Origin of the sequence: Knoellia sinensis KCTC 19936, from assembly GCF_000768705.1 — a bacterium.
GTDB lineage: Bacteria > Actinomycetota > Actinomycetes > Actinomycetales > Dermatophilaceae > Knoellia > Knoellia sinensis.
Map to the genome: position 1 here is coordinate 24,391 of NZ_AVPJ01000001.1, position 22,217 is coordinate 46,607.

Genomic DNA, 22,217 nt, shown 5'->3' on the forward strand with positions numbered 1-22,217 from the left:
CTCAGAGTGCACCCTTGGCGCTGGGGATGCCGTCCACACGGGGGTCCGGTTCGACGGCCGCACGCAGGGCACGCGCCACGGCCTTGAACTGGGCTTCGACGACGTGGTGCGGGTCGCGACCCCCCAGCACGCGAACGTGCAGGGCGATGCCGGCGTGATAGGCGAAGGATTCGAAGACGTGCCGCGTCAGGGACCCGATGTAGTTGCCGCCGATGACGGCGTACTCCTGACCGGTGGGCTCGCCCGTGTGCACGACATAGGGACGTCCGGCGACGTCGACGACGGCGTGCACGAGGGCCTCGTCCAGCGGGACCGTCGCGTCACCGAATCGGGAGATCCCACGCTTGTCCCCCAGGGCTTCACGGACGGCGTCGCCCAGCACGATGGCGACGTCCTCAACCGTGTGGTGGGCATCGACGTCCACATCACCCGTGGCCTTGACCCGCAGGTCGATGAGGGAGTGCTTGGCGAACGACAGGAGCATGTGGTCGTAGAAGCGAACACCCGTGCTCACCTCGCCCACCCCGGTGCCGTCGAGGTTGATCGTGAGCTCGACGCTGCTCTCGGAGGTCGAGCGGCTCACCGTCGCGGTGCGGTTGCTGGTCACGGCTGTCCTTCCAGGTGGTCGGGGCCCAGGGATGCGATGGCCTCGAGGAAGGCCGACGTCTCCTCCGGTGTCCCGGCGGTGACTCGAAGATAGTGGGCGATCCCGACGTCACGGACGAGGACCCCGTGGTCGAGCAGGGCCTGCCAGGTCCGGTGGCTGTCGCGCAGCCCTCCGAAGAGGACGAAGTTGGCGTCGCTCGCGACTGGCACCAGACCGAGACCGGGTAGCGCCTCGACGATGCGGTCGCGCTGCTCCTTGATGACGTCGACCGTCGCCAGCATGGTGTCGGCGTGCCTGAGAGCGGCTCGAGCGACCGCCTGCGCCGTGGACGACAAGTGGTAGGGCATCCGGACGAGCCGGAGCGCGTCGACCAACTCGGGGTCCGCAGCGAGGTAGCCCAGTCGGCCACCTGCGAACGCGAAGGCCTTGCTCATCGTGCGGGTGACCACGAGCCGCGGTCGACCTGCGAGCAGGGTCAGCGCGCTGGGCGTGCCCGGTCGGGCGAACTCCGTGTATGCCTCGTCAACGACGATCACTGCACGGGGCGCCGCGTCGTGCACGGCCTCCACCACGTCAAGGCCGAGCGCCGTGCCCGTCGGGTTGTTGGGCGAGCAGAGGAAGACGAGGTGGGGGTCGTGCTCCGTGACCTGGGACACCGCCGAGTCGAGCGACAGGTCGAAAGGTCCGCTGGTGTCCCCGATGCCACGCAACCCGTCAATCCAGGTCGTGCCCGTTGTCGCCGTGATGATCGGGTGCATGGAGTACGCCGGCGTGAAGCCCAGTGCGGCCCTCCTCGGCCCACCAAAGGCCTGAAGCAGGTGCAGGAGAACCTCATTGGACCCGTTGCCGGCCCAGACCTGCTCCGGACTCACCGCCGTTCCGCTGCGCGAGAGGTATGCCGCGAGGTCACCTCGCAGGTCCGTGAACTCCCGATCGGGGTACCGGTTCAAACCGGGCGCCACGGCCGCGACAGCGGCCACGATCTCGTCGACGACCGCAGCGGGCACGGCATACGAGTTCTCGTTGGTGTTGAGCGCGAACGGAACGTCGAGCTGCGGTGCGCCATAGGCCGTCTTGCCGCGTAGGTCCTCGCGCAGCAGGCTCTCGATCTCGCTCATGCCAGGTCTGGAAGGCGCGCGGTGACGGCCTCACCGTGGGCCGGGAGGTCCTCGGCGCGAGCGAGCGTCACGACGTGGGCCCCGACGTCGCGGAGGGCAGCCTCGGAGTACTCGACCACGTGGATGCCGCGGAGGAAGGACTGCACGGAGAGTCCGCTCGAGTGGGCCGCGCAGCCACCGGTGGGCAGCACGTGGTTGGACCCGGCGCAGTAGTCGCCGAGGCTCACCGGCGACCAGGTGCCCACGAAGACCGCACCCGCATTGCGCACGCGTGCGGCCACGGCCGCGGCATCGCCCGTGTGGATCTCGAGGTGCTCGGCCGCGTAGGCGTTGACGACGTCGAGGCCCACATCGATCGAGTCGACGAGGACGACCGCGGACTGCGGACCTGTGAGCGACTCGCGGACACGCTCGGAGTGCTTGGTCTCGGCGACGCGACGGATCACGGCCGCCTGGACGGCCTCAGCCAGCTCCGCACTGTCGGTGACGAGGACCGCCGCGGCCATGGGGTCGTGCTCTGCCTGGCTGATCAGGTCGGCAGCGACGTGCTCGGGGTCGGCCTGCGAGTCCGCGAGGACGGCAATCTCGGTCGGCCCTGCCTCGGCGTCGATCCCGATGAGGCCCTTGAGGAGGCGCTTCGCCGCGGCGACCCAGATGTTGCCGGGTCCCGTGACGAGGCTGACCGGCTCGAGCTCCTCGACACCCTCGAGTCCATGGGCGAAGGCCGCCACGGCCTGGGCGCCGCCCATGGCCCACACCTCCTCCACACCGAGGAGTGCACAAGCGGCGAGAATCGTGGGGTGCGGCCACCCACCGAAGTCCTTCTGTGGCGGGCTGGCGACCGCGAGGGAACCGACGCCGGCAAGGAGCGCGGGCACGACGTTCATGACGACACTGCTGGGGTAGACGGCACGGCCGCCGGGAACGTAGAGACCCACGCGATCCACGGGCACCCACCGCTCTGTCACGGTCCCGCCGGAGCTCACGGTCGTCGACGTGTCCGCACGCACCTGGTCCGCGTGAACGATCCGGGCCCGTCGAATCGACTCGTCCAGTGCCGCACGCACAGCCGGGTCGAGGTTCTCGACGGCTCGAGCGATGACCTCGCGCGGGACTCGCAGTGAGTCCGGGCGCACGCCGTCGAACTTCTCGGACGCGTCGAGCACCGCCTCGGCCCCGCGGGTGGCCACGTCGTCACAGATGGGACGCACGGCCGCCAGTGCAGCCTCGACGTCGAGTTCGGCTCGAGGCAGCGTCGCGCGGAGCTCACGGACACCGGGCGCGCGTCCTCGCAGGTCGAGAACGGGGATCATGCGGTCAGTCTAAGTAGGGTCCTCGTAGAAGACCTTTTCGGCCGCATGTCGGGCACGACGGGCCACCCGCCGGTAGCGGTTGGCGAGTTCCTGACCGGACTTGGGGCCGAGGCCGAGGATCCGCGCCATCCCGTCGGCATCTCGGACGTCGGACGGCACGGAGTCGACCGGGCGCCCTCGCGCGAGGAGGCCGGCGTTGCGCATCTCCGAGGCGAGTCGCCACGACTCGGCCAGCGCGGACGCGTCCTCGGCGTCGATGAGTCCCTCGTCCCGCGCAGCCTCGAGCGCACCGATCGTCGACGTCGTCCGGAGTGCCGGGATCTCGTGCGCATGCTCCAGTTGGATCATCTGGGCGCACCACTCGACGTCGGAGAGCCCACCGTGTCCAAGCTTGAAGTGGGCCTTGCGGTCGGCTCCGCGCGGGAGCCGTTCGGACTCCATGCGCGCCTTGAGGGTGCGGATCTCGCGCACCTGGCCCGCGTCGAGGCCGCCCTCCGGCCACCGGAGCGGGTTGATCAGTTCGACGAAGGCCGACCCGAGATCGGGGTCTCCCGCGACCGGCGCGGCGCGCAGCAGCGCCTGTGCCTCCCAGACCAGGGACCACCGCTCGTAGTAGGCACGGTAGGAGTCCAGAGACCGGGTGAGGGGGCCGTTCTTCCCCTCGGGGCGCAGACCCGCGTCGACTTCGAGCCTCGGGTCCGGAGCCGCGAGGCCCAGCAGTCGGATCAGTTCCTTGACGACCTCGAGCGCCTGCTCCTGGGCGGCCCGACCGTCGGCACCTGAGACCGGGTCGTGGACGAAGAGCACGTCGGCGTCACTTCCGAACGCCGCCTCGCCTCCTCCGAGTCGGCCCATGCCCACGACGAGGTGTCGGCTCAGCGGCGGTGCGCCAGACTCGCGCTCGACGGCCTCGAGGACGACCTCCAGGGTCACGTCGATCAGGGCCCCACTGAGGTCGGCCAACGCGGCGCCCAACTCGTCGAGGGTGATCTGACCGAGCAGCGACGCCACAGCCATGCGGAACAGCTCTGATCGCCGCACCGCACGGGCCGCCAGCACGGCCGCCTCCGACCCGTCCTTGCGACGCGCGGCCGCGCGCATCCGCGCCTGCACGTCTGCCCGTGGCCTCGGCCGCAGACCACTGGGGTCGCCAAGGAACTGGACCGACTCGGGGCCCTGCTCGAGGAGGTCGGCGGCGTACCGGCTCCGGCCGAGCGTGTGCGCGAGCCGCTCCGCGGCGCTGCCCTCGTCACGCAGGAGGCGGAGGTACCACGGAGTCGTGCCGAGCTGGTCGCTGATCCGTCGGAACGCGAGCAGTCCCGCGTCGGGATCGGCTTCATCCGCGAACCACCCGAGCATGACCGGGAGGAGCTGGCGCTGGATCGCCGCGCGTCGGCTCACCCCGCCGGTGAGAGCCTCGAGATGCCGAAGCGCACCCTTGGGGTCACGGAAGCCGAGGGCGGCGAGACGCTCACGCGCCGCCTCTGGGGTGAGTCGCACCTCGTCCGGCCCCAGACGGGCGACGGCCGACAGCAGCGGCCGGTAGAAGATGCGCTGGTGGAGCCGCCGCACCTCGCGCGCGGCCGTGCGCCATTGCGCGACGACCGAGTCCTCGGGGTCGCGCTGATGTCCGAGTGCGCGACCGAGGCACCGCAGGTCGCCCGGAGCCGTGGGCATGAGGTGCGTGCGGCGCAGTCGGTGCAGTTGGATGCGGTGCTCGAGCGTACGAAGGAGCCGGTATGCCGTGTCGAGGGTTTGCGCATCCTCTCGCCCGACATACCCGCCCTGGGAGAGTGCTGCCAAGGCGGTGAGCGTTGTGCCGGACCGCAGCGAGGCATCGGCCCGACCGTGGACGAGTTGGAGCAGTTGGACGCTGAACTCGATGTCGCGCAGCCCACCTGGACCGAGCTTGAGCTGGCGGTCGGCCTCCCCCGAAGGCACGTTGTCCTCGACGCGCCGCCGCATGGCCTGCACGTCCTCCACGAAGTTCTCGCGCGAGGCGGCCGACCAGACGAACGGCGCGACGGCCTCGACGTAGGCGCGGCCCAGCGCGCGGTCCCCCGCGATCGGGCGCGCCTTGAGCAGCGCCTGGAACTCCCAGGTCTTGGCCCAGCGCTCGTAGTAGGAGACGTGCGAGTCGAGCGTCCGCACCAACGGCCCGTTCTTGCCCTCGGGGCGCAGGGCGGGGTCCACCTGCCACAACGACCCCGCAGCCGTCGAGCTCGAACAGATGCGGATGAGGTGGGTCGCCATTTCGGTGCCGACGCGCAGTGCCGTCTCCTCATCCGCGCCCTCGGCAGGCTCGGCGACGAAGATGACGTCGACATCACTGATGTAGTTGAGCTCTCGCCCGCCGGTCTTGCCCATGCCGATGACCGCGAAGCGGCACTGGCTCGCCTCGTCGCCCACAGCGGCACGCGCGATGACGAGTGCCGCCTCCAAGGCCGCCTCGGCGAGGTCCGCGAGTGCGGCGGCTGTCTCCGACAGGCGAGCCTGCGGGTCCGGCCGTGAGACGTCGAGCGTGGCGATGCCGAGGAGCTGGCGCCTGTATTCGATCCGCAGGGCGTCTTCGGGAGTGGTGCCCTCACCCGGGCCGGAGACCGCCGCGGTGAGGAGGTCGATGCGCTCCTCGACCTCGAGCGGGAAGGCGTTGGTCACAGCACTCCAGTGCTCCGGCCGCACCACGAGGTGATCACCCAGAGCAGTCGAGGCACCGAGGACGGCGAAGAGGCGTTCGCGCGACCGACCGGGCTCACTCAGGGCCGTGACGAGCTCGTCACGGATCGACGCCCGGGCCGGCGCCCCGACGGCCTCCATGAGGCGCACGAGCGCGAGCAGTGCCTGGTCGGGATCGGCGACCCGCGACAGGGCCACGGCCAAGCCCTCGGCCTCGACCCGCTCGCGGTCCTTGATGAGCGGGGCCAGGACGGGATCGGCCAAGAGGCTCACAGTGCGGCGAGGGTCGGCAAAGCCGAGCCGGGTCAGATCGCCCGGAACGGACGGCATACGGGCGCTCATGCTGCGCCCCTCACAGGCGAGGGAGGTACCGCTCGAGCTCGAACGCGGTCACCTGACCGCGGTAGTCGGCCCACTCGGCACGCTTGTTGCGCAGGAAGAAGTCGAAGGTGTGCTCACCCAGGGTCTCGGCAACGAGCTCGCTCTCCTCCATGACCTCGATGGCGTCCATGAGCGACGCGGGCAACGGACGGATGCCCATCGCCTTGCGCTCGGCATCGGTCAGGCCCCAGACGTCGTCCTCGGTCTCCGGTGCGAGTTCATAGCCCTCCTCGATGCCCTTGAGCCCGGCCGCGAGAAGGACCGAGAAGGCGAGGTAGGGATTGCACGCACTGTCGATCGAGCGGACCTCGACGCGGCTGCTCTGGCCCTTGTTGGGCTTGTACATGGGCACGCGCACCATCGCGGAACGGTTGTTGTGCCCCCACGTGAGGTGGGCCGGCGCCTCTCCCCCGCCCCAGAGTCGCTTGTAGCTGTTGACCCACTGGTTCGTGACGGCGGTGATCTCGGCACCGTGGTGGAGGAGTCCGGCGATGAACTGCCGCCCGGTCTTGCTCAGCTGGTAGGGCGCGCCGGCCTCGTAGAAGGCGTTGCTGTCTCCGTCGAACAGCGACATGTGGGTGTGCATCCCCGAGCCGGGGTGGTCCGCCAGCGGCTTTGGCATGAAGGAGGCATAGATGCCCTGCTCGAGGGCGACCTCCTTGATGACGGTCCTGAAGGTCATGATGTTGTCGGCGGTCGACAGAGCGTCGGCGTAGCGCAGGTCGATCTCGTTCTGCCCCGGCGCACCCTCGTGGTGACTGAACTCGACGCTGATCCCCATGGACTCGAGCATCGTGATGGCCGCACGCCGGAAGTCCTGCGCCGACCCGTGGGGGACGTGGTCGAAGTAGCCGGCCTGGTCGATGGGCGTCGGCGTCTCCCCGGGACGGAAGCCCCGCTCGAAGAGGAAGAACTCGATCTCGGGGTGGGTGTAGAACGTGAAGCCCTGGTCCGCCGCCTTCGCGAGCGTCCGCTGGAGGACGTGGCGAGGATCGGCCATGCTCGGCGCACCGTCGGGCAGGCTGATGTCGCAGAACATCCTGGCCGTCCCCGGGTTGTCGCCGCGCCACGGCAGCACCTGGAACGTCGAGGGATCGGGCTTGGCGAGCATGTCGGCCTCGTAGACCCGGGCGAAGCCCTCGATGACCGAACCGTCGAAACCGATGCCCTCGGAAAAGGCCCCCTCGAGCTCGGCGGGCGCGATGGCCACGGACTTCAACGCACCGAGGACATCGGTGAACCAGAGCCGGACGAAGCGGATGTCCCGCTCCTCGATGGTGCGGAGCACGAACTCCTGCTGACGATCCATGGTCGGCATCCTAGGGGAGGCAGGGCAAGGGCCCCGGAGCGTCTCGCTCCGGGGCCCTTGCTCAGTGATTCGGCGTCCGCCGGTCAGGTCACTTGAAGCGAACCTGGACCAGCAACTCGTTGGCGTTGAACGCCTTGGCGACCGTGAGGGTCGTGCCCGTGCCGGCCACCTTGGTGGAGTGCCACGGGTTGTCGGCGGCCCAGTAGCGGTTCGGGTCGCTGTCGTCGAACGTCGGCATGGCCGGGCTCGACGGCACCTCCTCGGGAACACCATTGCGGTGGAAGGTCACCGCGTCGGTCTTCTCGAGTCCGAAGGTCGCATCGAAGGGCTGGCGGCGGTTGCCGAGCTGGCCGCCACCGTCGAACTTGATGGTCGCGGGGCGGGCGTCGACGGGCAGCGTCAGGCCACCACCGGGGTGCGTGCGGGTGTTGTTGTCGGTGTAGGCACCGTCGGAGTACCAGACCAGCATGCCGTTCTGGTACGGGAAGCGCTCCACCCAGTCGGGACGGGTCGAGCCCCAACCGAAGTTGTACGGGCCGGTCTTGAGACCAGCGTCGTAGCCGGAGTAGACCCGGTTCTCGGCGAGGTAGAAGTGCGAGACGCTCTTGCTGATCGTGCCGCTCATCCGGGAGAACCCGGACGCCGTCCAGCCGTTGTCACCGGACTCGACGTCGTCGGTGAGCAGGGCCGCGCCGTCAGCCGTGATGGAGAGGTCGTCAAGGAACGCACCCTTGAAGTGCAGACCACCATCAGTGGCGTAGCGGAAGCGGACCTGGACGGACTTGCCGACGTAGGGGGTGAGGTCCCACGACTTCTGGACCCAACCGGCGCTCTTGCCGTCGATCGCGCCGAGCTCGGTCCAGGTCGCGCCGCCGTCCGTGGACACCTCGGTGTAGAGGTAGTCGTAGGCGGGCTCGATGTCGTGCTCGATCCAGGTCGAGAGCGACGCGGAGGACTTGCCGGTGAGGTCGACGGTGCGGGTCAGCGTGTTCTGCAGGTTGTCGGCCGAACCGCCCCACCACTCGGAGCTGCCCGAGCGAGGAGTGTTGTAGTTCGTCGTCACCTGCTTGTCCGGCAGGTTCACGAGGATCGCCTCTGCGGCGGACTTGCTGTCACGGTCGGCCGGGCCGAGCTTGACGTCCTGGTCGGCGCCGAACTTGACGGTCTTGTGGTTGAGCCAGCCGAGCTGGAGCTTCTCCCACGGACCCATGTAGCCCGGCTCGTCGCCGATGGCGTCCTTGCCGGGGTTGAGGTAGGACCCGCCGGACATGAGGGTCCAGAAGCCGGTGCCGTTGTCGCCACCCGCGGTGTCGTAGAGGTCGGGCAGTTCGAGGTCGTGCGCGAACTCGTGCGCGAAGACGCCGAGACCACCGTTCTCGGGCTCGGTCGTGTAGTCACCGATCCACATGCCGGAGTCGCCCAGCGGGACACCACCGAGGGGGTTGCCCTCGGGGCCGGCCTTGCCGATCATGTTCGAGAAGGCGTACCAGCGGTGCGACCAGATGGCGTCCTCACCCTGCTCGCCACCGCCGACCTCTTCGCCGACACCGGCGTGGATGGCCTGGAAGTGGTCGATGTAGCCATCGGACTCGGCGAAGTTGCCGTCAGCGTCGTGGTCGTAGCGGTCGACCTTGTCGAACTGCGCGAGGTAGGTCTTGATCTCGGCGTCGGTCTTGCCGGCAGCCTTCTCGGCTGCGTACCAGGCCGCTGCCGTGTCCTTGATGTAGTTCCAGTAGCCGTCGGCCTCGTTGATCTTGGGCGATCCGTAGCGGGACTCGTTGAACGGCACCTTGACCCAGTTGGACACGTCACCCTTGGCGAGGAAGCGACCGTTGGACTGCTTGAGGAAGAAGTCCTTCATCGACTTCTCGGGCCCGAACATGAGGTCCATGAAGTGGGCGCGGTCGAAGTTCGACTTCCAGATGCTCGAGTTGTCGTCGGTCGCGCCCTTGTCCGCCCAGTCGCGGTCGGGCTCGGGGATGGTGTTGTGGAGCGGCCCGGCGTCGCCACCGGTCCGAGAGTCGACCTGCGTGCCGAACTCGGAGAGGATCGTGAAGATCGACTCCTCGCGGTTCACGGGGTAGGACACGTAGCGGTCCTTGGCCGCAGGCGTGCCCTTCTTCGCGGCCGCGTTGCCCTTGAGCTTGATGACGCGCTGGCCACCGCGGCTCTCGGTCGTCGCCTCGCCCTTGACGAGCTTCTCGACGGCCTCCTTGCGCAGGGCGCGCTGGGCGTCGCCCAGGGGGTTGGGCAGGTCATCGTGCTTCTTGGCCGAGGCCTTCTGCTCCGCCGGCGGTGCGCTGGGCTGAGCCTGCGCACCCATGGGGGCGAGACTCACCACCAGGGCGGCTCCGGCCAAACCGGCCAGTCCGGTCAGGGCGCGACTGTGTCGTCGTGTCACTGTTCCTCCGAGTGTGATCGCCCGCCAGGGGTCAGGCAGGGCCACCGCAGAAAACCATGTGCAATCGTTTTGCACAATGGTTTGTGGGGATTCTTTTACCTTGCCTTTACCTTCCGAGCGTGGGACGAGGCAGGCCACACCACGAGCCCCGCCGCCCGATCACCTCTGACAGGATCGGCGCATGAGCGATCAGCCGACCCCCGCCTCAGAGACGACCAACCCCTACGGGACAGGCGCCCAAGCCGCTCCCCAGAAGCGGATCCGTGTCCCCCACCTCCAGAAGATGAAGGAGACGGGCGAGAAGTGGGCCATGCTCACGGCCTACGACATGTACACGGCAGAGATCTTCGACGAGGCCGGGATCCCGGTCCTGCTCGTCGGCGACTCGGCCGGCAACAACGTCTACGGCTTCGAGACGACGGTCCCGGTGACCGTCGACCACCTCGTCCCCCTGTGTCGGGCGGTGACCTCGGCCGCGAAGCACGCGATGGTCGTCGCCGACCTGCCCTTCGGCTCCTACCAGGCCAGTCCACAGCAGGCGCTCGCGACCGCCACACGCTTCATGAAGGAGGGGATGGCGCACGCCGTGAAGCTCGAGGGTGGCAAGCCGATGGTGCCGGAGGTGGAACTCCTCGTGCGCGCCGGCATCCCGGTCATGGGGCACATTGGCTTCACACCGCAGAGCGAGCACGTCCTTGGGGGCTACCGCGTCCAGGGTCGCGGCGACGGCGCAGAGCGTCTTCTCGAGGATGCCTTGGCGCTCCAGGAGGCCGGCTGCTTCTCCATCGTCATGGAGATGGTCCCGGCACCCGTCGCCAAGAAGGTCACCGAGGCACTCCACATCCCGACGATCGGCATCGGCGCGGGACCGGAGTGCGACGCGCAGGTGCTTGTCTGGCAGGACATGGCCGGCCTGCGTGGCGGACGCGCGCCGCGCTTCGTCAAGAAGTACCTCGACATGCGCACCGACCTCGGCAACGCGGCCAAGGCGTACGCGTCCGAGGTTGCCGCCGGTTCCTTCCCTGCCACCGAGCACAGCTTCGAGGAGTAGGCGACCGGACCAGAACGAGAGCCGGTATGCCGGGTGCGCACCCGGCATACCGGCTTCTTCTTTCGCAACTGATTGCCCTGTCCGGCGAGGAGCACGGCGGGCGCCGGACAGGGCAATCAGTTGCGGCTAATCCTCGAGGTCCTCGTCGTCCCAGGTCGCGCCCTTGCCCTCCCAGGCCTTGTCCTCGGCGTCCCACTGCTCGGTGTTCTCAGCAGCCGAGGAGAGCGCGTTCCGGGCCTCGTCCTCGGTGGCGTAGGGGCCCATCACGTCGTCGTTGCGGCTGCGGTTCTCGTCGGTCTCGACCTGCTTGGTCTGGATGTTGTACCAGTACGCCATGCGTGTCCTCCTCGGTTCGTGGCAGCTGCAGTCTGCCTAGACTCCACCGTATGCCGATGACGTACGGAAGTGTCGCTCCCGGTGAGGTCTCCCCGAGGCGTCCCGTTCCTGCCAGCATCGAGCGACCGGAGTACGTCGACAAGGCTGCGCCCGACAAGAACCTCTCCCCCGAGGTCAAGGACGCCGAGACGATCGAACTCATGCGCGTCGCGGGTCGCCTTGCGGCACAGGCGATGGAGGCAGCTGCCGCAGTGATCGAACCCGGCGTCACCACTGACGAGATCGACCGCGTCGGCCACGAGTTCCTGCTCGACCATGGCGCCTACCCCTCGACGTTGGGCTACCGAGGCTTCCCGAAGTCGCTGTGCACGTCGGTCAACGAGGTGGTGTGCCACGGGATCCCCGACTCTCGACCGCTCGAGGACGGCGACATCGTCAACATCGACATCACGGCCTACATCGGTGGAGTCCACGGCGACACGGACGCGACCTACCTCTGCGGTGACGTCGACGAGGAGTCGCGGCAGCTCGTCGAACGCACCCGTGAGGCGATGATGCGCGGAATCAAGGCGGCGGTTCCCGGTCGACAGGTCAACATCATCGGTCGGGTCATCGAGAGCTACGCCAAGCGGTTCGGCTACGGCGTCGTGCGCGACTTCACGGGACACGGCATCGGGCGCTCGTTCCACTCCGGTCTGATCATCCCGCACTACGACGCGGCGCCGTCCTACGACACCGTCATCGCGCCCGGCATGACGTTCACGATCGAGCCGATGCTCAACCTCGGCACCGAAAAGTGGGAGATGTGGGACGACGACTGGACCGTCGTCACGACGGACCGGCGCCGGTCGGCCCAGTTCGAGCACACGATCCTCATCACCGACAGCGGCAACGAGATCCTCACCCTCCCCTGACCTCGCCATCCGACGGACGAAGGAGTCCTCCATGAGCAAGAAGAGCGCAAAGAGCGGCCTGCCCCTCGGGATCGACGTGGGCGGAAGCGGCATCAAGGGCGCACCGGTCGACCTCACGAAGGGTGAGTTCGCCGGCAAGCGCAAAAGGATCGACACCCCGGAGAAATCCACGCCTGAGGCGGTCGGCGACATCATCGACGAGATCGTCGACCACTTCGACGAGGTCCGGGGCGACTCCCCCATCGGCATCACGATCCCTGGCGTGGTCACCAAGGGGGTCGTCCGGTCGGCCGCCAACATCGACAAGTCCTGGCTCGACTTCGAGGCCGAGAAGATGCTCGAGGAGAAGCTCGGTCACGACATCGTGCTCGTCAATGACGCGGACGCCGCCGGGGTCGCAGAGTTGCACTACGGCGCGGCCAAGGGGCAGAAGGGGCTCGTCATCGTCACGACCCTCGGTACGGGCATCGGCTCCGCCCTGATCCACGACGGCCGGCTCATCCCCAACTCGGAACTCGGCCACTTGGAGATCGACGGTTTCGACGCCGAGAAGCGGGCGGCGTCGTCCATCAAGGAGAACGAGGGACTCAGCTACGCCGAGTGGGCGGAGCGACTCCAGCGCTACTACTCACACGTCGAGAGCCTGCTGTGGCCTGACCTCTTCGTTGTCGGCGGCGGGGTGTCCAAGGACCACGAGGAGTTCCTCCCCCTGCTCAAGCTGCGCACGCCGATCGTTCCGGCGGAACTCGAGAACAAGGCGGGGATCATCGGCGCCGCGCATCTGGCTCAGGAGTATCACGACTCGCTCTGAGCGGGACGTTCCGGCTGGGCGCCGTGGCCGGGTCCGGCTCAGCGCTGCCGGGCGATGACCATGGCCTTCTTGGGGATGTTCTTCTCGACGTCGAACTTCGCCTTCTTGCCGGTCGTGAGTTGCTCGGCGTAGCCCATCTTGGAGAGGCGCATGAGGACGACCGGGCAGGCTTTGCAGCGCGGTTTGTCCTTGCAGCACTTCTTCTTGGCGGAGACCTTGGGCACGCGCCGAGAGTAGGTGAGCCTTACCTATGTCGGCAAGTCCCGCCCACGGGCTGGCGCCTCAGCCGACCCGGAACTCGATCGCGCCCTGCTCCGCCAAGTCACGGATCTCGGTGTCGGCTCCGCCGAGTGCCTCGGCCTGCCCGAGGTAGAGATCGCGGCCACGCTCGCCCAGCAGTCCGTCGTGGATCGGGATGGCGATGGGAGGGTTGAGCCTGCGCAGGAAGCCGGTCATCTCGCGACTCCGCTGCCACGGAGCGTTGAGCGGGAAGGCGACGATGTCGACGTCACCCGGCTCTCCTTCCACGCTGTCGCCCGGGTGGTAGAAACTCGGCTCGCCCACCGCCTGGAGCACCACCCCGACGTTGGGGATGCGTGGGATGTCGTCGTGGATGAGGGCATGGATCTCCCCCACCGGCGTCACTCGAACCCGCCCGAGCGTCGACGTGCCTCCGTGCGCGACCGCGTCGGCGCCGAGTCCCGAAATGATCGGCAGGCTCCCGGGGTCGACGAGGACGCGCGCGTCCGGATTGTGGCGAAGGAGTTCTGGAAGCCGCTGCTGGTCGAGGTGGTCAGCGTGTTGGTGGGTCACCACGATCGCGGAGAGTTCGCGCAGGTCCTCGAACCCTGGGGTGAAGCCTCCGGGGTCGATGAGGATTCGTTGGTCGGCCATCTCCACGAGGACGCAGGCATGTCCGAGATGCGTGATGCGCATCTCCCCACGGTATGCCTCCGGGGTGGCTCTGTGGGCGGACGAGTCAGTCATAAGCCGGGTTCTGTCACGTGGCCGGTTGCCCGGGTCACGCTGACGGTCATCCATCTTGGGCCACTGTTGCCAGCGGCCTCCAGCGCCCTACCCGTGTGCTCGGGCGGGCCGCCCTCGAACGCACACTGTCTGAGCTTGCTCCGGGTGGGGTTTACCTAGCCGACTCCGTCACCGGAGCCGCTGGTGGTCTCTTACACCACCGTTTCACCCTTACCCCGTCGCCGATGAACGACGATGAGGCGGTCTGTTCTCTGTGGCACTGTCCCGCGGGTCACCCCGGGTGGCTGTTGGCCACCACCATGCCCTGTGGAGCCCGGACTTTCCTCGACGTGGTTGCCCACGCCGCGACCGTCGGACTGACTCGTCCGCTTCTACCTAGCATAGAGGTGCCCGCCGACTCCTCGACCCGACGCGACAGATGCAGCAAAGGTGGCCCCAGACAGGGATAAGGTTCGTATGCCTCCAGGTCCTGCACGTGCCAGGCCAGGTTGGGGGTCTGTTTCAAGAAGGGACCATCAATGGAGTTGCAGGACTACCTGCGGACGCTGCGGAAAAGGTGGCGCATCATCGCAGCCACCATTCTTTTCACGCTGGCGGCGGCGGCGGCGTACACAATCCTCGCTCCGCGCTCCTATGAAGCGAAGACCGAGCTCTTCGTGTCCACCTCGTCAGGAGACTCCGTCCTCGACCTCGCGCAGGGCGGCACGTTCTCGCAGCAGCGGGTGAAATCGTATGCAGACGTGCTCACGAGCCCAATCATCCTCGACCCAGTGATCCAGCAGCAGAGCCTGCAGCTGAACTCAGCGCAACTCGAGCGCAAGGTCACGACCACGGTCCCGTTGGACACGGTCCTGATCGAACTCGCGGTGCGCGACGAGGACCCAGTGAACGCCGCACGGATCGCTGAGGGGATCGCCAAGCAGTTCATCGATACGGTCGATGAGATCGAGAAGCCCGGCGCCTCCGCGGACAACCCCGTGGCAGTCACGATCCTTCGGCCGGCTGTGGCTCCCACCACACCTGTCAGCCCGTCCCCGGTTCGCAACCTTGCTTTGGCCCTCGTGCTCGGAACTCTTCTCGGATTGGGGTTGGCCCTCACGCGCGAACTGCTTGACACGCGCGTGCGCAGCGAGCGAGATCTCGAAGGAGTTTCCGATCATCCCATTCTGGGTGGCGTCCACTACGACGAGCGAGCCGCTCGGGAACCGCTCGTCGTGCAGGGCGACCCCCAGAGCCCGCGCGCGGAGGCATTCCGGGCCCTGCGCACCAACCTGCAGTTCGTCGATACCGAGCACAACCTGCAGGCCATCGTCCTCACGTCCTCTCTCCCAGGCGAGGGGAAGACGACGACGACGGCCAACCTGGGCCTCACCATGACCGAGGCTGGCTACACCGTCTGTTTGGTGGAGGCCGATCTGCGCCGACCCCGGCTCCTCGACTACATGGGCCTCGACGGCTCGGTCGGACTGACCAACGTGCTCATCGGGGAGGCCGAACTCGACGACGTCCTCCAGCCCTTCGGTGCGGGCTCGACGATGGTGCTCGGCGCAGGTCCGATTCCGCCCAACCCGAGCGAACTCCTCGGATCCAGCACGATGCGGGAGATCCTGCGTCAGCTTCGAAGTCGCTTCGACTACGTCCTCCTCGATGCACCTCCGGTCCTCCCCGTCACAGATGCCGCGGTACTTGGTCGGGTCGCAGATGGGGTCATCGTGGTGGTCGGAGCAACGGTCGTGCGCAAGGAGCAGGTGGCTCGTGCCTTGGAGAACCTCCACAGAGTCAACGCACCAGTCCTTGGCTTTGTCGCCAACCGGCTCCCGACCAAGGGCGAGGCAACGTACGCCTACTACGGGGAGGGCCAGACCTCTCTTCCACCCGAGGAGCAGGAGCCTTCCCTGCGGCGCCGAGCTCAGTCGGCTAGGGCAGGGTCCTCTCGTCGGCGCTGAGGGTCAGCCCCGCCGGCTTGGCCCAGCGCTCGCCGCAGCGACGGCATCCACCGCTCGATTTGCGCCGCCATCGCTTGGAAGACTTCGGGCCCTCGTCGATACGGATCCACGATGTCCGCCTCGTCTGCCGCCATGGGAGGGTGGAGACCACGCCGCTGGGCCGCCAGCGACGCGATCTGGCCGAGCCATTCCCCTGGTTCCGTCACGGTGGGCATCTGGTCATCGGGAATGTGGTCCACGAGATCGGCGAAATCCGCTACGGCAAAGGTGTAACGCATGGACCGCGGGTGCAAACGGGCGACCAACCCACGGTGAGCGCGCGTCGCCGTCAGCACGAGCTGGCTGTCGGCCACCATCGACGTGGTGAGTTGGCGGGCCACGAAATCAGACGACGCGACCCCGAGCCGCTCAAGAAGACTGGCCGACAATGGGTCGATGGGAGCAGCAACCAACGCACCTGTCCCCGCAGAGGCGACGGACATGCCGTTCTGTCCCCAGATCGAGTCCAAGGAGTTCTGGAGTCGTCGTTCGAGGAACGGCGACCGACAGACGTTTCCAGTGCAAACGACAAGGATCCGGGCTGAACTCACAGCTCACACCTTAGGCCGAACCGTCCAGGCCACACTGACGAATGATTGCTCCGCCGCTCGCGCCGACCGACCCTGGTCGTGGAGCTGGTTCAAGCGTGTCGGGCGATGAGCCAAGAGCTTCGCTCGACTGCGTGAGTTGCCAGTGCGAGTCAGTCACTCGTGCTGCCCCGCACCTCCAGCAGAATGATGCCGGCGATCCGGGTGTCTGTGGCACTGAGCCTGTCGACCGCCCTGCCCACGGCGTGCTTGGTTGACCGTCCCAGGGAAACGACCAGAATCGCCGTCTTCGTGCGCCCCGCCACCAATGCTGCATCCGTGACCCCGGTCAGGGTCGGGGTGTCGACGAGTACCAGGTCGAATTCTCTGCCGAGCCGAGCCATGCCCACGACCATGGACTCAGAGGCCAGAAGCTCGCTGGGATTGGGTGGCACCGACCCAGCCCCTAGGACCGAGATCCGCGATCCCGGAACGCGCTGAACTGCCTGCTCGAGCGAAATCTCGCCAATCAGGATCTCCGTCAAACCAGGGAAGGCGGAAAGTCCGTGGAATGCGTGCTGGCCGGGACTCCGTAGGTTCGCGTCAACGACGCACACCGTATTTCCGCCATCCGAGATGGTCTGGGCGAGGGCCCAAGTTGTCGCTGCACTGTCGCCCGGATGGCAGCCGGCTATCGTCAGAATCCTCGTGGCGTGAACGGCTGTGACATAGCTGAGATTCGTGCGCGCCATGCCGAAAGCATCACGGCGAGCGCCTGAGAGCCGATCAGATCCGTTGCCTCGATGTCTCGGAATCCGCGCCAACACGGGTGCGTCGATGAGGGCGGACAGGTCAGCCTCTGAAGTCAGCGTTCGACTGAGTCGACGGCGCAGCCCCGCGAAGGTGACACCAGCGAGGGCTCCGGCCAGCGCACCGGCCACAGTGTTGACGGAGATATCGGGCGACACCTGCTCCCCGGGAGAGCGGGCATGTCCCAGAACACGCGCTGAAATAGGTGTGGGAGCCTCGAACCGAGGCCGTTCGATCTCGGCTGCCACGATGGCTGTCTGGCTGGCGATCGCACTGGCAATCTCGGCAGCCAAGGCGGGTTCTTGATTTCGTACCCGAACCGTGAGTACGACGCTGCCTACGTCAGCCTCTGCACTTGATGCGCGCCGCAACACATCGGGTCCTGCGTCCAGGCCAAGCTGCTCGATCACGCGAGTTAGCACCCTGTCGTTCGTGGCGATGGCGGCGTAGGACTTCACCCGCTCCTGGGCGAACGCCTGTGCAGTCACGAGCTGGGTCCCGTTCTCAACGCCACCTGCGACGGTCGTTTGGATGAACAGATCGCTGCGCGCCTCGTAGACCTTCGGCGAAAGCAAAGACCCTGCGACAGCGAGCAGGGCTCCGAGCACCGCACCGATGGCGGCGCTACGCCAACGGCGCCGAATGCCGTCGGCCACCCCTTTTGCAAGGTCGCCGGTGCGACCACGCGGCTGCCTCATGCTTCTCCGTAGTCAAGTCGTGCCAGCGGGGCGTGGCCCTAATATTATGGGGGCACCCGACGGGTGGATCCACGTTCTCGAAGTGAAGGGCAACAAGCCGTGTGGCCTCGCCGTGCAGTGCTGCTCGCCTCCCTCACGGCGGCCGCCGGCTGCTCGGCGGAAGGAACAGACATCAGGCGAAGAGTCGACACCACACAGCTGACAGGACCTTCCCCCTCGCCGAGCGACGTTTCCTACCGTCCGGTGGCATCGACGGGATACGAGAACTTCGTCTACCGGGGGGAACGAAAGTTCTACACCGAACTGACAGGCCGCGCAGAGATCCGGAATGCGGAAGCGTTCCTGGCACGCGATGCCTTCGTGATCGGCGGGGTCGGAGCACCCGAAAGCGGGGCGGCGCCGATCGAGCGCGCAGAGTTCTCTGCAGTGGATCGTGAAATTCATGGTCGGGACGTCTGGGCAGCGTTCGCCGTGAGAGTGATCGGCCCAAACCCCAGTGACTGGTGCTTGATCAATCAGTTCCACGACGTTCCGGACAAACAGGACGCCGTGGTGCCACCACCCTTCGGCGCGGAACTTGTCCCGGGCGGACGAGGATTTCGCATCATGGCGAGGGCTGCAGGTTCGCGCCACCACACCGCCGTGGACGTGGAACGGACGGTGTATGAGATCGACGAGTTCGAACGCGATCGGTGGCACCACTTCGTTTACCATCTCGTCTTCGAGCGAGCGAAGTCCGGTGTGATCCAGATCTGGCACAACGGCGTGTCCGTCGCCGACCTCGTTGTGCCGTTCGGCTACAACAACGAGGTCGGCCCGTACTTCAAGTACGGTGCCTACCGCGCTGCGACCAGCGGGGCGACTCACACCGAGTACGTCAACGTTGAACTCCGGAACGCTTCCCTATTGCCCCGCGTCGCCAATCCAAGATCCATCACCCCGAAGGTCGCCTGGTGAAGGCCCGACTTCGGAAGGCACAGGTCCTCATCAACCTGCTCCGGCTTTGGCCACATCTCCTCGTCGCGCAACAGCACCGACGGGCTTCCGCCGTGTGGGCCGATGTTGCACGATGGTGCGAGGAGCTCACGCTCCAGATCACCGGAAACTATGCACTGGCATACCTCCTCACGGTCCACCCTGAGTTCAGAAACCTCTTCTACAGCCGCGTCGGCCCCATCGGACTGCTGCTGAACATGTGGTGTCGCCGAATGGCGACGCTGTACATCGCAACCCCGCCAGATCGGATCGGTCCAGGACTCTTCATCCAGCACGGCTTCGCGACGATCATCGCCGCCGAGTCCATAGGAGCGAACTGCTGGATCAACCAGCAAGTGACGATCGGCTATTCGTCACGGACTGACTGCCCCGTGATCCAGGACAACGTCGTGATCGCTGCGGGCGCCAAGGTCATTGGCTCGGTGACCGTCGGTCACGACGCGGTGATTGGCGCCAATGCCGTTGTCGTCAAGGACGTCGACCCCGACTGCACCGTGGTCGGCGTCCCAGCACGGGTCGTCCGCCGGGGCAGAACCCGTGAGACCGGACGATAGGCTGAGCCGCCGCAGTCCGCAGACAAGGAGCCCAATCAGGATGTGTGGAATCACAGGCGTCGCGAGGCTCGACCGCGCGCCGCTCGCACCGGGCATGGCTGATCACATGGCTGAGGCGCTCCACCACCGAGGCCCTGACGCCGCAGGGCAGTGGTCCAGCGGGTCGGTAGACCTGGCTCACCGACGGCTATCCATCATCGATTTGGATGGGTCGCAACAGCCGATGGTCGATAGGGATGGAACTGTCTTGACGTACAACGGTGAGGTCTTCAACTACCGACAGCTCGCCGCAACCTTGGGGGGAACGTGGGGCAGCCAAGGCGATACGGAGGTTCTCCATCGGCTGGTGGTCGAGAGGGGCGTAGACGGCCTACGAGAGGTCCGGGGCCAGTTCGCCTTCTGCCACTACGACCCGCGCATCGGACGCTTGCTTCTCGCTCGTGACGCTATGGGAGTCCTGCCGCTCTTCTGGTGGACGGATGGGAACACATTCGCATTCGCCTCAGAGTTGCCGGCCCTCCTACGGGCCCTGCCCCAGCCTCCACAGATAGACGACACCGCGTTGTCGCAGTATCTGGCGTACCGCGCCGTTCCGGCACCGGCAACCCTGTGGCAGGGAGTTCACAAACTGCGGCCGGGGCACTACTTGGAAGTCACCCTGAAAGGTTCCATCACAGAGCGCCCCTGGACCGCTTCGGAACCCCATGTGATAGATGACCTCACCGCCGAGGAGGCCCTTGACCGTCTGGACCAAGTTCTGGTTGAGGCAGTCGAACTGGCATTGGTGGCGGATGTCCCGGTTGGCGCCTACCTCTCTGGTGGCGTCGACTCCAGTCTCATCTGCGCGCTCGCATCCCGCGCCCGGCAAGGTATCCCCCTGCACACCTACTGCGCCACCTTCGACGGCGCGACCGTTGACGAGGGGGGTTTCGCCCGGACGGTCGCCGATTTCTTGGGCAGTGACCACGTTGAGGTGCCCGTCAGCGCGGAAGGCTTTGTCGAGGAGTGGGACAGCCTGACAAGGTTCAGGGGCGCGCCCCTCTCCGAGCCGAACGAGATCGCCGTTCACAGGCTGGCAGAACGCGCATCCTTGGATGTCAAGGTCGTGCTATCCGGGGAGGGCAGCGACGAACTGTTTGCCGGCTATCCCAAGCACCGGTTCGCGACGGCCACGAGGCGGGCGGGGATCGTGCCGGCATGGCTACGTGGGCCCGTCCTCAAGCAGATCGAGCAACGGCTTCCCTCTGACCAGCGGCGTCTTGGCGTCGCTCTCCGTGCTCTTTCCGAGGCCGACGAATCCTCCCGGCTCCGTGGATGGTTTGCGTCATTCGACCGTCAGGAACGTGAGGCCCTGATGCGCGGTCCAATCGGTGAGCCGCCTATCGCGGGGTTGCGTGCGCACTCCCCACTGCGTGCAATGCTCCGACACGACCAAGGTGCGTGGCTCGCCGACAACTTGTTGGAGAGAGGAGACCGCATGACCATGAGCGCCTCGGTCGAGTTGCGTCCCCCGTTCCTTGATCCTGAAGTTGTGCGTCTCGCAAGATCGATTCCCGACAAGGTCCTGCTGCGGGGCGGAACCTCCAAGTGGCTCGTCAAGGAAGTGGCACGCCGCTACCTTCCTCCAGCTATCGTCGACCGTCGGAAAGCGGGGTTCCCCGTGCCCCTCGAAACGTGGTTTCGGGGCGGCCTGCGCGACATGGCGCACGACCTGATACTCGGGCCCAACTCGTTCTGTTCGGCACACTTGGACCAGACGGCCGTGCGAGGAGTCCTCCACCGTCACTCAGCCGGAAAGTCGGACGAGTCCGTCCGCATATGGACCCTGTTGTCGCTCGAAGTGTGGGCTCGACAGTTCCGGGCCGTACAGACCGAGGACCGGCGATGACATCACGTCGCGGTGCATACGAATTCAGTCGGGTGGGGACAGTCGGCGCTCATCGCCTGACGATGGAGCAGACACTTGAGGCTGTTCAGGAGCTCGTGGCATCGCCTGGTGTATCCCAGCACGTCGTGATCAACGCAGCCAAAGTTGCTGAAGCCGAGCGGAATTCGGCTCTTCGCGACGCGATTCTGTCTTGTGATCTCATCAACGCGGACGGTATGTCGGTTGTCTGGGCCAGCCGGTTGCTGGGCACACCCCTGCCTGAGCGCGTCACGGGTATCGATCTCATGACCGCGCTGTTCGAGCGGGCCGAAACACAAGGGTGGCCCGTCTACCTGCTCGGGGCAGAGGACGCTGTGATTCATGAAGTCGTGGATCGCCTACGGGTGCGATATCCCGAGCTTCCGATCGCTGGCTTCCGCAACGGGTACTGGTCGCCTGACCAGGAGCCTGAGGTGGTGTCCGCCGTGGCTTTGGCCGACGCCAAGCTCCTGTTCGTAGCCATGCCTAGCCCACGAAAGGAGCTTTTCGTGGCTCGCCACCGGCAAGACCTGAACGTGGGTCTGGTTGTAGGTGTGGGCGGCTCGTTCGACGTGCTCGCAGGAGTCACCAAGCGAGCTCCCGACGTCCTGCAACGCGCCGGGCTCGAGTGGCTGTTCCGGCTGGTCCAGGAACCGCGGCGCATGTGGAAGAGATACCTCGTCGGCAACACGAAGTTCATCGGAATCGTGGCTCGCCAACGACTGAGTTCTCGACGATGAGGCCGCGGCCATCTGGTCACGGCACACATCTGTCTCCGAAGGCACGCGTATGTCGCGACTAGGCGCGCCGGGGATCACCGCATCGACTCTGGGTAAT

The 22,217-nt window shown here is 66.7% G+C and carries 19 protein-coding genes and 1 other RNA gene; 8 read left to right on the plus strand and 12 right to left on the minus strand.

Annotation, left to right across the window (positions count from 1 at the left end):
- Position 1: 1 nt before the first annotated feature.
- The 6 genes from hisB to N802_RS00155 all read right to left on the minus strand — a co-directional run bounded on the left by hisB (position 2) and on the right by N802_RS00155 (position 9,805).
- Positions 2-607: an imidazoleglycerol-phosphate dehydratase HisB gene (gene hisB, locus N802_RS00130; protein ID WP_035910566.1), complete on the minus strand. Its 606-nt coding sequence runs from the start codon at positions 605-607 to the stop codon at positions 2-4.
- Positions 604-1,725 carry a histidinol-phosphate transaminase gene (locus tag N802_RS00135; protein WP_035910567.1) on the minus strand — a complete coding sequence of 374 codons (1,122 nt, stop codon included), beginning with the start codon at positions 1,723-1,725 and terminating at the stop codon, positions 604-606. Before N802_RS00135 ends, hisB begins: the two co-directional genes overlap by 4 nt.
- Positions 1,722-3,038: a histidinol dehydrogenase gene (gene hisD, locus N802_RS00140; RefSeq protein ID WP_035910569.1), complete on the minus strand. Its 1,317-nt coding sequence runs from the start codon at positions 3,036-3,038 to the stop codon at positions 1,722-1,724. The genes N802_RS00135 and hisD overlap by 4 nt, the downstream gene beginning before the upstream one ends.
- Before the next feature lie 9 nt (positions 3,039-3,047).
- Positions 3,048-6,056, minus strand: a complete 3,009-nt coding sequence (locus tag N802_RS00145) for a bifunctional [glutamine synthetase] adenylyltransferase/[glutamine synthetase]-adenylyl-L-tyrosine phosphorylase (protein WP_035910571.1) — start codon at positions 6,054-6,056, stop codon at positions 3,048-3,050.
- Between the two features lie 10 nt (positions 6,057-6,066).
- Positions 6,067-7,404, minus strand: a complete 1,338-nt coding sequence (locus N802_RS00150; RefSeq protein WP_035910573.1) for a glutamine synthetase family protein — start codon at positions 7,402-7,404, stop codon at positions 6,067-6,069.
- An 88-nt stretch (positions 7,405-7,492) separates the two neighbouring features.
- Positions 7,493-9,805 carry an immune inhibitor A domain-containing protein gene (locus tag N802_RS00155; protein WP_245613773.1) on the minus strand — a complete coding sequence of 771 codons (2,313 nt, stop codon included), beginning with the start codon at positions 9,803-9,805 and terminating at the stop codon, positions 7,493-7,495.
- A gap of 181 nt (positions 9,806-9,986) precedes the next feature.
- On the opposite strand from N802_RS00155, the gene panB reads away from it, so the two are divergent.
- Entirely contained in the window at positions 9,987-10,856 is an 870-nt protein-coding gene (panB, locus tag N802_RS00160; protein ID WP_035910575.1) for a 3-methyl-2-oxobutanoate hydroxymethyltransferase, read from the plus strand.
- Between the two features lie 126 nt (positions 10,857-10,982).
- Here panB and N802_RS00165 read toward each other — a convergent pair whose 3' ends face one another.
- The gene (locus tag N802_RS00165) at positions 10,983-11,192 is read right to left on the minus strand and encodes a hypothetical protein (protein WP_035910578.1); all 210 of its coding nucleotides are present in this window, start codon (positions 11,190-11,192) and stop codon (positions 10,983-10,985) included.
- 50 nt (positions 11,193-11,242) lie between these two features.
- Here N802_RS00165 and map point away from each other — a divergent pair, with 50 nt between their 5' ends.
- Together map and ppgK are read left to right on the plus strand one after the other, a co-directional pair.
- Complete coding sequence (map, locus tag N802_RS00170) at positions 11,243-12,106, plus strand: type I methionyl aminopeptidase (RefSeq protein WP_035910580.1); 864 nt, start codon at positions 11,243-11,245, stop codon at positions 12,104-12,106.
- 31 nt (positions 12,107-12,137) lie between these two features.
- Positions 12,138-12,917, plus strand: coding sequence for a polyphosphate--glucose phosphotransferase (gene ppgK, locus N802_RS00175; protein ID WP_035910582.1), 780 nt, complete (start codon positions 12,138-12,140; stop codon positions 12,915-12,917).
- Positions 12,918-12,955: 38 nt separating this feature from the next.
- Here ppgK and N802_RS00180 read toward each other — a convergent pair whose 3' ends face one another.
- From N802_RS00180 to rnpB, 3 genes are all read right to left on the minus strand, one after another.
- A complete protein-coding gene (locus tag N802_RS00180) occupies positions 12,956-13,141 on the minus strand; it encodes a hypothetical protein (protein ID WP_035910585.1) in 186 nt (61 codons plus the stop codon).
- Positions 13,142-13,199: 58 nt separating this feature from the next.
- Complete coding sequence (locus tag N802_RS00185; protein ID WP_035910588.1) at positions 13,200-13,853, minus strand: MBL fold metallo-hydrolase; 654 nt, start codon at positions 13,851-13,853, stop codon at positions 13,200-13,202.
- Positions 13,854-13,888: 35 nt separating this feature from the next.
- An RNA gene (gene rnpB / locus N802_RS19250) (RNase P RNA component class A) lies at positions 13,889-14,268 on the minus strand.
- A 154-nt stretch (positions 14,269-14,422) separates the two neighbouring features.
- On the opposite strand from rnpB, the gene N802_RS00190 reads away from it, so the two are divergent.
- Positions 14,423-15,850, plus strand: coding sequence for a tyrosine-protein kinase domain-containing protein (locus tag N802_RS00190; protein WP_035910590.1), 1,428 nt, complete (start codon positions 14,423-14,425; stop codon positions 15,848-15,850).
- Here N802_RS00190 and N802_RS00195 read toward each other — a convergent pair.
- Both N802_RS00195 and N802_RS00200 read right to left on the minus strand, forming a co-directional pair.
- A complete protein-coding gene (locus tag N802_RS00195) occupies positions 15,814-16,440 on the minus strand; it encodes an arsenate reductase/protein-tyrosine-phosphatase family protein (protein WP_084071726.1) in 627 nt (208 codons plus the stop codon). The two genes, N802_RS00190 and N802_RS00195, sit on opposite strands and share 37 nt — an antisense overlap.
- Positions 16,441-16,589: 149 nt before the next feature.
- Positions 16,590-17,924 carry a tyrosine-protein kinase domain-containing protein gene (locus N802_RS00200; protein ID WP_035910592.1) on the minus strand — a complete coding sequence of 445 codons (1,335 nt, stop codon included), beginning with the start codon at positions 17,922-17,924 and terminating at the stop codon, positions 16,590-16,592.
- 243 nt (positions 17,925-18,167) lie between these two features.
- Here N802_RS00200 and N802_RS00205 point away from each other — a divergent pair, with 243 nt between their 5' ends.
- The 4 genes from N802_RS00205 to N802_RS00220 are packed head-to-tail and all read left to right on the plus strand — an operon-like array spanning position 18,168 to position 22,120.
- Positions 18,168-18,881: a heparin lyase I family protein gene (locus N802_RS00205; protein ID WP_035910595.1), complete on the plus strand. Its 714-nt coding sequence runs from the start codon at positions 18,168-18,170 to the stop codon at positions 18,879-18,881.
- Positions 18,878-19,474, plus strand: coding sequence for a serine O-acetyltransferase (locus N802_RS20695; protein ID WP_245613774.1), 597 nt, complete (start codon positions 18,878-18,880; stop codon positions 19,472-19,474). Before N802_RS00205 ends, N802_RS20695 begins: the two co-directional genes overlap by 4 nt.
- A 40-nt stretch (positions 19,475-19,514) precedes the next feature.
- The gene (gene asnB, locus N802_RS00215) at positions 19,515-21,362 is read left to right on the plus strand and encodes an asparagine synthase (glutamine-hydrolyzing) (protein ID WP_035910598.1); all 1,848 of its coding nucleotides are present in this window, start codon (positions 19,515-19,517) and stop codon (positions 21,360-21,362) included.
- Positions 21,359-22,120 (plus strand): WecB/TagA/CpsF family glycosyltransferase, encoded by a 762-nt coding sequence (locus tag N802_RS00220; protein ID WP_211254318.1) that lies wholly within the window; start codon positions 21,359-21,361, stop codon positions 22,118-22,120. Before asnB ends, N802_RS00220 begins: the two co-directional genes overlap by 4 nt.
- Positions 22,121-22,217 lie beyond the last annotated feature (97 nt).